General features: G+C 72.1%; 13 protein-coding genes. 9 read left to right on the top strand and 4 right to left on the bottom strand.

The features are described from left to right. Window positions 1-92: 92 nt before the first annotated feature. From G4G93_RS21625 to trpC, 8 genes are all read left to right on the top strand, one after another. Complete coding sequence (locus G4G93_RS21625; protein ID WP_165087191.1) at window positions 93-785, top strand: amino acid ABC transporter permease; 693 nt, start codon at window positions 93-95, stop codon at window positions 783-785. Between the two features lie 142 nt (window positions 786-927). After that, the gene (locus G4G93_RS21620) at window positions 928-1,656 is read left to right on the top strand and encodes an amino acid ABC transporter ATP-binding protein (RefSeq protein ID WP_165087190.1); all 729 of its coding nucleotides are present in this window, start codon (window positions 928-930) and stop codon (window positions 1,654-1,656) included. Window positions 1,657-1,924: 268 nt separating this feature from the next. After that, window positions 1,925-2,500, top strand: coding sequence for a sigma-70 family RNA polymerase sigma factor (locus G4G93_RS21615; RefSeq protein WP_206289941.1), 576 nt, complete (start codon window positions 1,925-1,927; stop codon window positions 2,498-2,500). A 29-nt stretch (window positions 2,501-2,529) separates the two neighbouring features. Then, window positions 2,530-3,309: an anti-sigma factor gene (locus G4G93_RS21610; RefSeq protein ID WP_206289936.1), complete on the top strand. Its 780-nt coding sequence runs from the start codon at window positions 2,530-2,532 to the stop codon at window positions 3,307-3,309. Window positions 3,310-3,346: 37 nt separating this feature from the next. Next, on the top strand, window positions 3,347-4,057 hold the full coding sequence (locus G4G93_RS21605; protein WP_165087046.1) for a Bax inhibitor-1/YccA family protein: 711 nt from the start codon (window positions 3,347-3,349) through the stop codon (window positions 4,055-4,057). A 270-nt stretch (window positions 4,058-4,327) separates the two neighbouring features. After that, window positions 4,328-4,963 carry an anthranilate synthase component II gene (locus tag G4G93_RS21600; protein ID WP_165087044.1) on the top strand — a complete coding sequence of 212 codons (636 nt, stop codon included), beginning with the start codon at window positions 4,328-4,330 and terminating at the stop codon, window positions 4,961-4,963. 45 nt (window positions 4,964-5,008) lie between these two features. Next, a complete protein-coding gene (trpD, locus tag G4G93_RS21595) occupies window positions 5,009-6,022 on the top strand; it encodes an anthranilate phosphoribosyltransferase (RefSeq protein ID WP_165087043.1) in 1,014 nt (337 codons plus the stop codon). A 58-nt stretch (window positions 6,023-6,080) separates the two neighbouring features. Then, complete coding sequence (gene trpC, locus G4G93_RS21590) at window positions 6,081-6,929, top strand: indole-3-glycerol phosphate synthase TrpC (protein WP_165087041.1); 849 nt, start codon at window positions 6,081-6,083, stop codon at window positions 6,927-6,929. On the opposite strand, the gene G4G93_RS21585 is transcribed toward trpC, so the two are convergent. Both G4G93_RS21585 and G4G93_RS21580 read right to left on the bottom strand, forming a co-directional pair. After that, on the bottom strand, window positions 6,920-7,801 hold the full coding sequence (locus G4G93_RS21585; protein WP_395412964.1) for an alpha/beta fold hydrolase: 882 nt from the start codon (window positions 7,799-7,801) through the stop codon (window positions 6,920-6,922). The genes trpC and G4G93_RS21585 overlap by 10 nt on opposite strands. A 633-nt stretch (window positions 7,802-8,434) precedes the next feature. After that, window positions 8,435-9,403 (bottom strand): PfkB family carbohydrate kinase, encoded by a 969-nt coding sequence (locus tag G4G93_RS21580; RefSeq protein WP_312892183.1) that lies wholly within the window; start codon window positions 9,401-9,403, stop codon window positions 8,435-8,437. Between the two features lie 80 nt (window positions 9,404-9,483). Between G4G93_RS21580 and G4G93_RS21575 the strand changes: the two genes are divergently transcribed. Beyond that, a complete protein-coding gene (locus G4G93_RS21575) occupies window positions 9,484-10,263 on the top strand; it encodes a GntR family transcriptional regulator (protein WP_165087040.1) in 780 nt (259 codons plus the stop codon). On the opposite strand, the gene G4G93_RS36610 is transcribed toward G4G93_RS21575, so the two are convergent. Then, a complete protein-coding gene (locus G4G93_RS36610; protein ID WP_165087038.1) occupies window positions 10,239-10,907 on the bottom strand; it encodes a helix-turn-helix transcriptional regulator in 669 nt (222 codons plus the stop codon). The two genes, G4G93_RS21575 and G4G93_RS36610, sit on opposite strands and share 25 nt — an antisense overlap. 594 nt (window positions 10,908-11,501) lie before the next feature. Then, window positions 11,502-12,599, bottom strand: a complete 1,098-nt coding sequence (locus G4G93_RS21565) for a hypothetical protein (RefSeq protein ID WP_165087036.1) — start codon at window positions 12,597-12,599, stop codon at window positions 11,502-11,504.

Genomic DNA, 12,599 nt, shown 5'->3' with positions numbered 1-12,599 from the left:
CGCTCCAGGTCTTTGATTTTGCGGCATTTTCTGAGGCGAGCCGGTATCCGCTTCGTCGGAAGATGCTCTAGAGCTTGGGGCTGGGGCTCGCGATGTTCTCGAATTTCGATTTCAGCGTCATCCTGAATTCCTGGCGCTACCTGTTCTTCGACGGGATGGCCTTCACCCTGACGCTGACCGCGCTCGCGGCGATCGGCGGCGTGGTGCTCGGCACGCTGATCGCCATGATGCGCCTGTCCGGCCTGCCGGTGCTGCCGCAGGTCGCCAAGGCCTACGTCAACTTCATGCGCTCGCTGCCGCTGGTGCTGGTGATCTTCTGGTTCTACTTCCTGGTGCCGTATATCGGGCAGTGGATCATCGGGTCCGAACGGCCGATCCAGGTCGGCGCCTTCTCGTCCTCGCTCATCACCTTCACGCTGTTCGAGGCGGCGTACTTCTCCGAGATCATGCGGGCGGGCATCCAGTCGATCCCCAAGGGGCAATCGGCGGCGGCCTCGGCGCTCGGCCTCACCTACTGGCAGTCGATGGGCAGCATCATCCTGCCCCAGGCCTTCCGCAACATGCTGCCGGTGCTGCTGACCCAGACCATCGTGCTGTTCCAGGACACCTCGCTGGTCTACGTTCTCTCGATCACCGACTTCCTCGGCGCCGCGTCCAAGATCGCGCAGCGCGACGGCCGCCTGGTGGAGATGTACGTGTTCGCCGCGATCGTCTACTTCGCCATCTGCTTCATCGCCTCGCTCCTGGTGCGCCGCCTGCAGCGCCGGGTCGCCATCATCCGCTAGGATCCGCGCCATGACCTCCTCCGCGATGCCGCCCGTCAGCCCCGTTTCGGAGCCGCAGGCCGCGACCGACGCGGCGCCGGGCACCGGCCCCGTCGGCACCCTGCTCACCGAGCGGCCGCCGGTGACGGCGACCACCGGGCCGATGATCGCCATCGACGACGTCTCGAAGTGGTACGGCGACTTCCAGGTGCTGACGAACTGCACCACCTCGGTCACCAAGGGCGAGGTGGTGGTGGTCTGCGGCCCCTCGGGCTCCGGCAAGTCGACGCTGATCAAGTGCGTCAACGCCCTCGAGCCGTTCCAGAAGGGCCAGATCACCGTCGACGGCACAAGGGTCGCCGACAAGAAGACCAACCTGCCGAAGCTCCGGTCGCGGGTCGGCATGGTGTTCCAGCATTTCGAGCTGTTTCCGCATCTGTCGATCACCGACAACCTCAGCCTCGCCCAGCGCAAGGTTCTCGGCCGGCCGAAGGCCGAAGCCGAGGCCAAGGGCCTGGCGCTGCTGGAGCGGGTCGGCCTCAAGGCCCATGCCCACAAGTTCCCGGGCCAGCTCTCCGGCGGCCAGCAGCAGCGCGTCGCCATCGCCCGGGCGCTCGCCATGAACCCGATCGTGATGCTGTTCGACGAGCCGACCTCCGCCCTCGATCCCGAGATGGTCGGCGAGGTGCTGGACGTGATGGTCGAGCTCGCCCGCGAGGGCATGACCATGATGGTGGTCACCCACGAGATGGGCTTCGCCCGCAAGGTCGCGAACCGCGTCATCTTCATGGACAAGGGCGAGATCGTCGAGGACGCGCAGAAGGAGGAGTTCTTCGGCTCCCCCCGCAGCGAGCGCGCCCAGACCTTCCTGTCGCGGATCCTGTCGCACTGACGGGATCCCTCACCCGGGATCTCTGCCTGAGACGATCGAGGGGCCCCGAAGCGGGCCCCTCGTCGTTTCAAGGACCGTCCCCGTCCTCCGCGCTCGAGATCGGGGGAATGCGCAAGCCCGGGACGCGCGGGCGACCCCTCCCCCCTCTGCGGGAGAGGGTGGGAGCGGCGCATCATCGGCACTGCCGCTCACGCGGATGTGAACGTTCCCGGCACCGGGCGACGACGCCCGGGATTAGACCCGGCCCCCCGCACGTTCACCCCATATGATGCTTCGCAAGCGCCCCGACGTCCTCGACCTCATGGTGCCGCTCCGGCGCTATGCCCGGTCCCTGACCCGTGATGCCACTCAGGCCGACGACCTCGTGCACGACACCCTCGTGCGCGCCCTCGAGCGCCAGGGCACCCTGCGGCCGGGGACCAACCTGCGCACCTGGCTGATGACGGTGCTGCACAACGCCTTCATCGACGACCAGCGTCGCCGGAAGGTCGAGGCGCGCTACGCCGACGCCCTCGGGCAGATGACGGACGAAGCCACGCCCCCGGCCCAGGAAGGCCATGTGCGCCTCGCCCAGGTGCGCGAGGCGTTCCAGCGCCTGCCGGCGGAGCAGCGCGAGGCCCTGCACCTCGTGACGATCGAGGGGCTGGCCTACCAGGAGGCCGCCGACGTGCTCGGCATCCCGATCGGCACGCTGATGTCGCGCCTCGGGCGCGCCCGGGCGGCGCTCCGCAACATCGAGAGCGGCGGGACCGCCCGCCAGCCGGCCCCCGAGGAGCCGCCGGCCCGCCCGGGGCCGCGGCTGCGGGTAGTCGATGGCGGGACCCGTTCCGCGAGGGCGTCGTGATGGGGCGCGAGCAGACACCGGAGGCGACGATGGACCCGATCACCGACACGGACCTGAACGCCTATATCGACGGCCAGCTCGACCTCGGCCGGCGGATCGAGGTGGAGGAGCACCTGGCGGCACGGCCCGAGGTGGCCGCCCGGGTGATGGCCGACCTGCACACCCGCGACGCGCTCTGCGCCGCCTTCGGGTCGGTGCGCGACGGCGCCGTGCGCGTCGGCCCGACGCCGGAGCGCCTGGCCTCGGCGGCCCGCCGCCTCGACCGGTCGTTGACCTGGCGGCGCATCGGCGCCCGGCTCCAGCGCGCCGCGGTGATCGCCATGCTGGTTGGCACCGGCTGGCTCCTGCACAACGAGACCGGCGATTTCGGCGTGCAGAACACCATCGCGCAGACCCATTCCCCGGCCTTCGTCGAGGAGGCGCTCCAGGCCCGCCAGGCGGCCCTGGTGCGGGCCCGCGTGGCCTCCCAGCGCCCGACCCCGGCCTATGACCGGCGCGAGGTCGAGGCGGCGACCGGCATCGCCCTGCCCGCCCTTCCCGCGGATTGGCGCGTCGACGACCTGCAGATCTTCCCCGCGCGCAGCGGCGCGGGCGTCGAGGTCGCGATCGATGCCGGCAGCCTCGGCAAGGTCGCGCTCTTCGCCACCCGCAGCGACGATTCGGCGGCGCTCGCCCCGGCCGTCGTCCGCTCGCCCGAGGCCGTGACGGTCTACTGGACCGCCGGACGCGGCGCCTACGCGCTCAGCGGATCGGGCAGCGAGCCCGATCTCGGCCGCGCCGCCGCCACCCTGGCGGCCTTGCAGCACTGACCTCCCCACCCGTCCCCGTCCCGGAGCGACCTCCCCGATGAACACCCCCTTCGCCTGGCAGACCCACGCCGCCCCCGCCGGCGCGGTCTTCGACGAGGGCCTGCGGCGGCACATGCTGCGGGTCTACAACACGATGGGGCTCGGCCTGGCCCTGACCGGCCTCGTCGCCCTCGGCGTGTCCTCGACCCCGGCGCTCTACAAGCCGCTCTTCGGCACGCCGCTGAAATACGTCGTGATGCTGGCGCCCCTCGCCTTCATCATGGTGCTGTCGTTCCGCGCCGACCGGATCTCGGCTGCCACCGCCCACACCCTGTTCTGGACGTTCTGCGGGGTGATGGGGCTGTCCCTGGCCTCGATCTTCCTGGTCTTCACCGGCACCAGCATCGCCCGCACCTTCTTCATCACCGCGGCGATGTTCGGGGCGACCAGCCTCTACGGCTACACCACCAAGCGCGACCTCTCGCGGATGGGCTCGTTCCTGGTGATGGGCCTGATCGGCCTCGTCATCGCCAGCCTGGTCAACATCTTCCTGGCCTCGAGCGCGCTGCAATTCGCGATCTCGCTCATCGGCGTGGTGATCTTCACCGGGCTCACCGCCTACGACACCCAGTCGATCAAGGAGCAGTACGCCGAGAACTGGGGCGAGGAAGCCAATTCCAAGCTCGCGGTGTTCGGGGCGCTGTCGCTCTACCTGAATTTCATCAATCTGTTCCAGATGCTGCTGAGCCTCACCGGCGAGCGGGAATAGACGACCTCCTCCACCGAGGACGGACCCTCGACTTCACACCCGCCTGTCCCGTAAGGGAGGGGCGGGTTTTTTCTGGGGCGCGGGCACCGTTCCTCCGCCGATCCCGCCGGCGACATCAGGATGAGGTCGTGGATGGGGAGGAAAGGCTGCGACTCCCCGGACGAGGTCGGAACGAAGCCCGCAGCGGCGGCCGTCCCGCCTCTGCACAGCGCCCCGCCCCCTTGACCTCCCGCCGCCCCAAGCCCCACACCGCGCCCGCAAGAGGCGCCCATGTCCGACATCCTGGTCATCGACAACTACGATTCCTTCACCTGGAATCTCGTCCACCTGATCGGCCCGCTCGCCGGGTCGATCGAGGTGGTGCGCAACGACGCGATCACCGTCGCGGAGATCCGCCGCCGCGCGCCGGACGCCCTGGTGCTGTCGCCGGGACCCTGCACGCCGAGCGAGGCCGGGGTGTGCCTCGACGTGGTGCGGGAGTTGAGCACCGAGATCCCGATGCTCGGCGTCTGCCTCGGCCTCCAGGCGATCGGCCAGGCCTTCGGCGGCGAGGTGGTGCGGGCGCCGGCGCCCATGCACGGCAAGGTCTCGCAGGTGCGGCACCGGGCGACCGGGCTGTTTCGCGGCATCAACGGGCCGTTTTCCGCGACGCGCTACCATTCGCTGATCGTCGAGCGGACGAGCTGCCCGCAGGACCTCGTCGTGACGGCGGAGGCAGACGGCCTCATCATGGCGCTGGAACACGCCGAGCGGCCGGTGCACGGGGTGCAGTTCCACCCCGAGAGCATCCTGTCGCAGCACGGGCAGACCATGGTGCGCAATTTCCTCGACCTCGCCGCGGCGTGGAATGCCGAGGCCCGGAATGTGAAGGCCCGGGGTGACAAGCGCGGCCGAGATGTGCATTGACGGAAACAGCCCGACACCCGCGCTGAGATCAGGCCCGTTACCGTCATGGACTCGTTCAAGCCCTACCTGGCGAAGGTCGCCACGGGCGCCGCGCTGACGCGCGAGGAGGCGCGCCGCGCCTTCGACCACCTCCTCTCCGGCGAGGTGACGCACGCCCAGGCCGGCGCCTTCCTGATGGCCCTGCACGTCCGCGGCGAGGCTCTGGACGAGATCACGGGCGCCGCCGCGGCGCTCCGCGAGCGCATGACCCGCGTCGTGGCGCCCGAGGGCGCGATCGACATCGTCGGCACCGGCGGCGACCATTCGGGCAGCTACAACGTCTCCACGCTCGCCGCGATCGTCACCGCCGCCTGCGGCGTGCCGGTGGCCAAGCACGGCAACCGCGCCGCCTCGTCGCGCTCCGGCGCCGCCGACGTGCTCTCGGCCCTCGGCGTCGGCATCGGCCTGACGCCGGACCATCTGGCCCGCTGCCTCACCGAGGCGGGCCTGTGCTTCATGTTCGCCCAGGCGCACCACGCCTCGATGCGCCACGTCGCACCCGTGCGGGTCGAGATCGGCACCCGGACGCTCTTCAACGTGCTCGGGCCGCTCTGCAACCCGGCCGGCGTCCCGGCCCAGCTCCTCGGCGTCTACGCCCCGTCCCTCGCCGAGCCGATGACCCGGGTGCTCGCCGAGCTCGGGAGCCGCCGGGTCTGGACCGTGCACGGCTCCGACGGGCTCGACGAGATCACCACCACCGGCCCGACCGCCGTGGTGGCGCTCGAGGACGGGGCGATCCGCCGCTTCACCATCGATCCGCGCGAGCTGGGCCTGCGTCTCGCCCAGCCGGACGAGTTGCGCGGCGGCGATCCGGCCCACAATGCCGGGGCCCTGCGGGACGTGCTCGACGGCGCCCGCACGCCCTACCGCGACATCGGCGTCCTCAATGCCGCAGCGGCCCTGATGGTCGCCGGGCGCGTTGACAGCTTGCAGGACGGCGTCGCGCGCGCCGCCCAGGCGATCGACACCGGCGCGGCCAGGGCGGTCCTGGAGCGCCTGACGGTCGTTTCCAGCGCGTAATCGACGGCGTCCCCCGAACTCGATACCCCCGACACTCTCCCGAGGGGAGGACACGGCCTTGTCCGATACCGATTCCACGTCCCACCAGGACGAGGCCCGGCCGCGCCCGGCCGACGTGCTCGCCCATATCGAGGCCTACAAGCGGCGCGAGATCGCGGCGGCGAAGCTGCGGATGCCGCTCGCCGAACTCGAGAAGCGTGCGGCCAAGGCCGACCCGCCGCGCGGCTTCGCCGACGCCATCGCCGCGCATGTCGCCCAGGATCGCTTCGCCCTGATCGCCGAGATCAAGAAGGCCTCGCCGTCCCGCGGCCTCATCCGCGAGGATTTCGACCCGCCGGCGCTCGCCCGAGCCTACGAGGCGGGCGGCGCCACCTGCCTGTCCGTGCTCACCGACGAGCCGTCCTTCAAGGGCAAGCCCGACTACCTGACGGCGGCCCGCGCCGCCTGTTCCCTGCCGGTCCTGCGCAAGGACTTCCTGTTCGAGCCCTACCAAGTGGTCGAGGCCCGGGCCTGGGGCGCCGACTGCATCCTGGTCATCATGGCGAGCCTCGACGACGAGGAGGCGGCGGCCCTGGTCGAGACCGCCCACGACCTCGGCATGGACGTGCTGGTCGAGGTCCACGACGAGTCCGAGCTGGCCCGCGCCCTCCCCCTCGGCACGCGGCTGATCGGCGTCAACAACCGCGACCTGCGCACCTTCCAGGTCTCCCTCGACAATGCCGTGCGCCTGAGCCCGCTGGTGCCCAAGGACCGGATCCTGGTCGGGGAGAGCGGCATCGGCAGTCACGCCGACGCGCAGGTTCTGGGGAAGGCCGGCATCCGCACCCTCCTCGTCGGCGAGAGCCTGATGCGGCAGGAGGACGTGACGGCGGCGACGAAGCGGCTGCTGTTCGGCGATCAGGCCTGAGTCCCGGGTGACGACGCGGCCAGGAACCCGATCAGGGCCGCGTTGATCTCCTGCGGTTCCTCGTGCTGGAGCCAGTGGGTGGCTTGCGGGAAGTACCGCACCGCGCCCTCGGCGCAGAGCTGCAGGCTCTCGGCGGCGAGGCCGCGTTCGAGCGCCGTGTCCCGCTCGCCCCACAGCACCAGGACCGGCGGCCGGATCGGCCCCGGCGCCGGATCGCGCTTCAGGCGCAGGGCGCGGTACCAGTTCAGCATCGCGGTGATCGCGCCGGGCCGGCGCCAGGCGGCGGCGTAGAGGTCGAGGTCGTGGGGAGTGAAGGCGCCGGGCCGACTCGACGAGGTCAGGGCGCGGCGTAAGCCAGCGCAGTCGCCGGCCCGCAGCAGCGCCTCGGGCAGGCCGGGGATCTGGAAGAGCCCGACATAGAAGCTCCTCAGGGCCTGGCTCGGGTGCCGGCGGGCATAGGCGCCGAAGACGTCCGGATGCGGCGCGTTGAGGATCGCCAGCCGTTCGACCCGGTCGGGGTATCGGGCGGCCACCCACCAGGCGACGAGGCCGCCCCAATCGTGGCCGGCGAGGCGGACCCGATCCTGCCCGAGGGCGTCGGCGAGGCCGATCACGTCCTCGGCGAGGCGGTCGAGGTGGTAGGCCGCGATCCCCTCGGGCCGGCTCGACTGGCCGTAGCCGCGCTGGTCCGGCGCCACCACCCGCAAGCCCGCCGCCCCGAGCGGGCCGATCTGGCGGCGCCAGCTCCACCACGTCTCGGGAAAGCCGTGCAGCAGCACGGTGAGCGGCCCGTCCGCCGGGCCGGATTCGGCGATGTTGAGGGTCAGGCCGCGGACGGGGATGCGCCGCGTGGCGGGCTCGGTCGGCATCATCGCGGCGGCCTCCTCTCGGCTCTCGCTTCGCGAGAGCGGAACGCGGCAGGACGGCAGCGGGTCCCGCGTCTATCGAGAGTTGCATCGGCGCATCACCTGCGTCCCGGATGCCACGAAACACGAGACGGCCCTTGCCAGCGCGGCCGGCAGGGCTTAACTCTGGAGTGGCAACGCGGCGATGGCGTCGCGGCGTTGCTGCCCTCTTTGGGCGTTTCCTCCCTAGACTTGGGCCACACCTCGCGTGTGGCCTTTTTCTTAGGTGCAAACGGTTCTGTCAACGGCCAAGCCGGTCCGGAGCCGTGGGAATCGTATCCCGTTCCGCCCCTTCTTCGGAGGCGGTCCTCCTCCGCCTGCCGCGCGATGGAGCCGGATCGTCTTCCGCGAGACGCAGCCCCGGCCGGTTTTCGCCGCTCGACGCAATCATCGTGCAATCGTCCGGTGGTTTGGATGCGCCGCGCTGCCGTGTGGAGGCGCACAGCCCCGCTTCGTGTGAGGGCTTAGACGTTCACTCGTCATAGCAAGCGGGGAGGCCCGGCCATGATCAGGCAGCGATTCGACGACATCCGGTTCATCCTCATCCTGGCGACGGTCGCGGTGGCGGGTTCCCTGCTCACGACCCTGTTCGGATAAGCGTCACGCAGGTCCGCCGAGCATCGCCGCCAGGGCGGCCCGATCCGGCAGGGCGTCGAACACCCCCTTCTCCCTGACCACGCAGGCACCGCAGGCCGCGGCGATCCGCAAGGCCTCCGCCAGCGGACGCCTCTCGGCGAGGCCGACCGCCAGGCCGGCCGTGAAGGCGTCGCCGGCTCCCATCGTGTCGACCGCCGCGACCGGAAACGCCGGCTGCGCCAGGGCCGGGCCGCCGGCCGGGACGGCCACCGCCCCGTCCGTCCCGAGGGTGACCACGACGAGGTCCGGCCCGCTCGCGTGCAGCGCCCGGGCGAAGGTCGCGATGGCCTCGGGTGCCGCCTCCGGGACGGGAAGCCCGAGGGCGCCTGCGAAGGACGCGGCCTCGACCGCGTTGACCACCAGGATCCCGGTCTTGCGCAGCATCTCCGGTGTCGGCATCCGGAACGGCGACGGGTTGAGCAGGGTGCGGGTGCCGGCGTCCCGCGCGATCCGGAAGGTCTCCGTCACCGCCGCATCGCCGGCCTCGAACTGCGCCAGGGCCAGGGCCGCACCGCCGATGGCCTCCGCCGCCTCCCGCACCGCGGCAGGCCCGAGCCGGGCATTCGCGCCCGGATACACGGCAAGGCAGTTCTCGCCCGCCGCGTCGGTGAAGCCGATGCCGGCCCCGGTCGGGCCGGGAAAGCGGCGCAGCATCGCGGGGTCCAAGCCGGCCCGGACGAGGGCCGGCTCGGCGAGGGCCGACAGCGCGTCGTCGCCGATCGCGAACAATCCGTCGACCGCGGCGCCGAGACGGCGGGCGCCGACCGCGAGGTTCAGCCCCTTGCCGCCCGGCTCGATCAGGAAAGCTTGTGCCCTGAGTGATTCGCCGGCTCGCGGCAGGCTTGCAACCGTGGCAGAACAGGCTGCCACGAAGCTTCCGAGGACGAAGAGAGCCGGATTGGCCGCCATGCCGATGCCCGTGTCGATGCTCACGCCGATCCCCGCCCCGCCTTCCCCGCCCTCTCTCCGTTCCGCCGCGCCGGCGCGCGACGGTCGCTCCGGCTGACCCGCCGATGCCCGAACACCCGTCCGGGCCCGGCCCGGGACAGCCCGCCCTCGTGAGCCTCGTGCGGCTGCGCCACGACACCGCGAAGCCGCTCTACCAGCAGCTGGAGGAGCAGCTGCGGGCGCTGATCGAGGAGGGGACGGTGGCGGGCGGCACGACGCTGCCGGCCGAGCGGCCCTTCGCCGAGGCGCTCGGCGTCAGCCGCACCACGGTGCAGCGCTGCTACGATTCCCTGCGCCGGCAGCACTACCTCACGGCCCATGGCCGGCACGGCTTCATCGTGGCTGCCGGGCGCACCCGGCTCAGCCCGGGCATGGACCGGCTCAAGGGCTTCACCGAGGAGATGCAGGAACTCGGCCGCGTGCCCTCGACGCGGATCGTCGAGCGGCGGGTGGTGCAGGACCGCTCGATCGCCTCGCTGTTCGGGCTGCCCTCGACGGCGCCGTTCCTGAAGCTCGTGCGCATCCGCTGCGGCGACGGCATGCCGCTGTCGCGCGAGGTGGCATGGTACGATCTGACGGCGGTGCCGGCGCTCGCCGAGGGCGACCTCGGCGGCTCGGTCTACGCGTTCCTGGGGGCTCACGGCGCCGCCCTGGTGCGCTGCCGCCAGACCATCGAGGCGGCGACCCCGGACGAGGCCGAATGCGCGGTGTTCGGCTTCACGCAGCCCCTCCCCTGCCTCCTGATCAAGCGCCGGTCCTATGCCCGCGACGACCGGATGATCGAGTACGTCGAGGGTCTGTTCCGCGGCGACGCCTACGCCTACCGGCTCGATCTCAGGGCCTGACCGGCGGCCGCCTCGGCGGCGTAGGCCACCGGCAGCTGCACGGCCGCCACGAGCGCCACGAGCTGGCTCTGCTGCTTCGTGCCGGTCTTCAGGAAGATCCGGGCGACGTGGGTGCGCGCCGTGGTGACGCTGATGCCGAGCTCGGCCGCGATCTCGGCGAGGCAGCCGCCGCGGGCGAGCGCCCCGCCGACCTGCGCCTCGGCCCGGGTGAGGCCGTACAGGGTGCGCAGCTGCACCTCGATCCGCCCTTGCGCGTCGATCCTTTGCGTCCGCAGCAGGCGCGCCACCACCAGCGCCCGTCCGGAGGCCTTGATCTCGTCCTCGGGATCGACGAGGGGCGAGACGCAGACCGAGACGCCCGGCTCGTCCGCGGCCCCGCCCTCGAGCTGCAGGAAGCCGCCGACCTCGCCGGCCCTGCCGTCGCAGGCGGCCTGGATCAGGGCATGGAGGCGCGACCGCCCGTCCCCGGTCCGGGCGCCGAGGCCGCCGCCGGGATGATGGCCGACCAGCGCCCCGTCGGGCCGGTCCAGGAGGTCCGCCGCCTCGCGGTTGGCGTGGAGGATGCGCGCCTGCCGGTCGACCACCAGCACGGCCAGGGCGAGCGCGTCGAGGGCGGCCGCTGCCGCCGGTTGCCAGGCGGTCACGGCGCGGTGGTCCCGGTCAGGCGGCTGCGCCGACGCCGGTCACCGGTCGGTGCCGGCTCGCCCCGGCCCAGTCCGTTCCAAATGACGACATTCCCAGCGCTTGCGTCCATCGTCGCCCCCCGGCAGATCTCCGCGATCGAGCGGGTTGCGACCCGCTTGAATCCATTTAAGTACCAAAATCTCTGCGGCACAAGACTGTTTCTCAGTGCTTCGCGGTAGGCGCTCAGTCAATCAAGATTGATAGTTTCGCGAGTTGATGCTTGAGCCCGGTATCCATTCGCGGCCTATGGTCGGGATTGGCGTCATCCTTTCGAAGGGGGGACGAAAGTCGGGGAGGGGCCGGCCGTCGAGTAGCACTGCGGTGCCGATGGTCGACGGGAAGCCTAATCCGTCCGCCTCCGCGGCTCGCTGCGTCATGCCCAGGATGAGCGGTGCGACACGTCATCCGGATCACCCGGTCCACCGCGCAGGAACGCAGCGGAAGGACACCGACATCGTCGTCCAAGCCGGCTTCTTCACGTATCGGACGCCGCCGCGCGGGCAAGTCACGACGAGGCGGACGGGGCGGCCGTGCCGGGCTCGGGCGGAGGTGCGCTAGCGCACGCGTCGGCACCAGATCAGGCGGCCGAGGGCGGTGCCGGCCCGGCGGCAGAACAGGGCGGCGGCCAGGAACCAGGCGAGGCCGAGCCACAGCCCCTGGAGGATCGCGAGCAGGCCCGAGCCCAGCACCAGGGCGCCGCGGCCGAGCAGCGCCAGCACCGCCCGTGTGCGCCCGCCCATCCCCTCGGACAACCGCGCGACCCGGCGCAGGTCGTCGGTGGTCTCCGCCACCGACAGGGCCTGCAGGGTGCCGCGGGCGCCGAGCCGGGCCTGGATCCGGGCCGATTGCTCGCCGACGCTGCGGATCTCCCGGAAGGCACCGGGCCGCAGCACCCCCTTCGCCCCCTGGCGCAGGGCGGCGAGGTCGAGCCGGCCGGCCGCTGCGGTGACGAGGGTCAGGGCCTCGCGGTCCAGTGCGGCGCCGGCGCTATGGGTCAGCCGGGCGGCCAGCGGCCGCGACAGCTTGCCGGTGCGGGCGGCGAGCTTCAGGGTCGTGGTGCCGGCATGGACCGGCACGCTGCTGCCGAGGGACACGATCGTCGCGCCGGTGAGCGCCAGCCCGGCGGCCGCGAGCCCGAGCAGCAGCGGATCGTAGGCCTCGCCGCGGGACAGCCGCCCGCCTTCGCGCCACAGGTCGCGCAGGTCGCCGTAGCCGACGAGGTCGCCCGCCACCGCGCCGGCGAGGCCGGCGAGCCCCGCACCCTCGCCGCTGACGAAGCCGGTGGCGGCATCCCCGAGCGCCCGGCGCGGTGCGCTCGCCGCCAGCGCCTCGACCCGCTCCCGGCGCTCGGGCGAGACCGGCACGCCCTGCGAGGCGGCGAGGTCGAGGAAGCTCCGCGCCAGGTCGTCGTCGCCGGCCTCGATCGCGGCGTCGAGCCCCGCTCCGATCCGCTCGGCATCGGCCGGCAGGCGCAAACGCGCGAGCGCCGCCGGATCGTCGGCGGCCGCGTGCAGGTGCCAGGCCCGCCCCGCCGCGGGCAGCAGGACGGGTGCCGTCCCGGCGATGCCGGCGGCGCCGAGGGCGAGCAGGGCGGCGGCCGCGCGCCGGCGCCAGGGTCGGGCTCCGTGCGGATCCGGCGCGGGTACCTCCAC

This window comes from Methylobacterium sp. DB0501, from assembly GCF_011043735.1.
GTDB lineage: Bacteria > Pseudomonadota > Alphaproteobacteria > Rhizobiales > Beijerinckiaceae > Methylobacterium > Methylobacterium alsaeris.
The sequence above is the reverse complement of the archived record's forward strand: the minus strand, read 5'-3'. Positions and strand labels throughout refer to the sequence as shown.

Coding starts and splice junctions, on each gene's coding strand:
- G4G93_RS21625 (WP_165087191.1), top strand. CDS start 93: ATGTTCTCGAATTTCGATTTCAGCGTCATCCTGAATTCCTGGCGCTAC.
- G4G93_RS21620 (WP_165087190.1), top strand. CDS start 928: ATGATCGCCATCGACGACGTCTCGAAGTGGTACGGCGACTTCCAGGTG.
- G4G93_RS21615 (WP_206289941.1), top strand. CDS start 1,925: ATGCTTCGCAAGCGCCCCGACGTCCTCGACCTCATGGTGCCGCTCCGG.
- G4G93_RS21610 (WP_206289936.1), top strand. CDS start 2,530: ATGGACCCGATCACCGACACGGACCTGAACGCCTATATCGACGGCCAG.
- G4G93_RS21605 (WP_165087046.1), top strand. CDS start 3,347: ATGAACACCCCCTTCGCCTGGCAGACCCACGCCGCCCCCGCCGGCGCG.
- G4G93_RS21600 (WP_165087044.1), top strand. CDS start 4,328: ATGTCCGACATCCTGGTCATCGACAACTACGATTCCTTCACCTGGAAT.
- trpD (WP_165087043.1), top strand. CDS start 5,009: ATGGACTCGTTCAAGCCCTACCTGGCGAAGGTCGCCACGGGCGCCGCG.
- G4G93_RS21585 (WP_395412964.1), bottom strand. CDS start 7,801: ATGATGCCGACCGAGCCCGCCACGCGGCGCATCCCCGTCCGCGGCCTG.
- G4G93_RS21575 (WP_165087040.1), top strand. CDS start 9,484: ATGCCCGAACACCCGTCCGGGCCCGGCCCGGGACAGCCCGCCCTCGTG.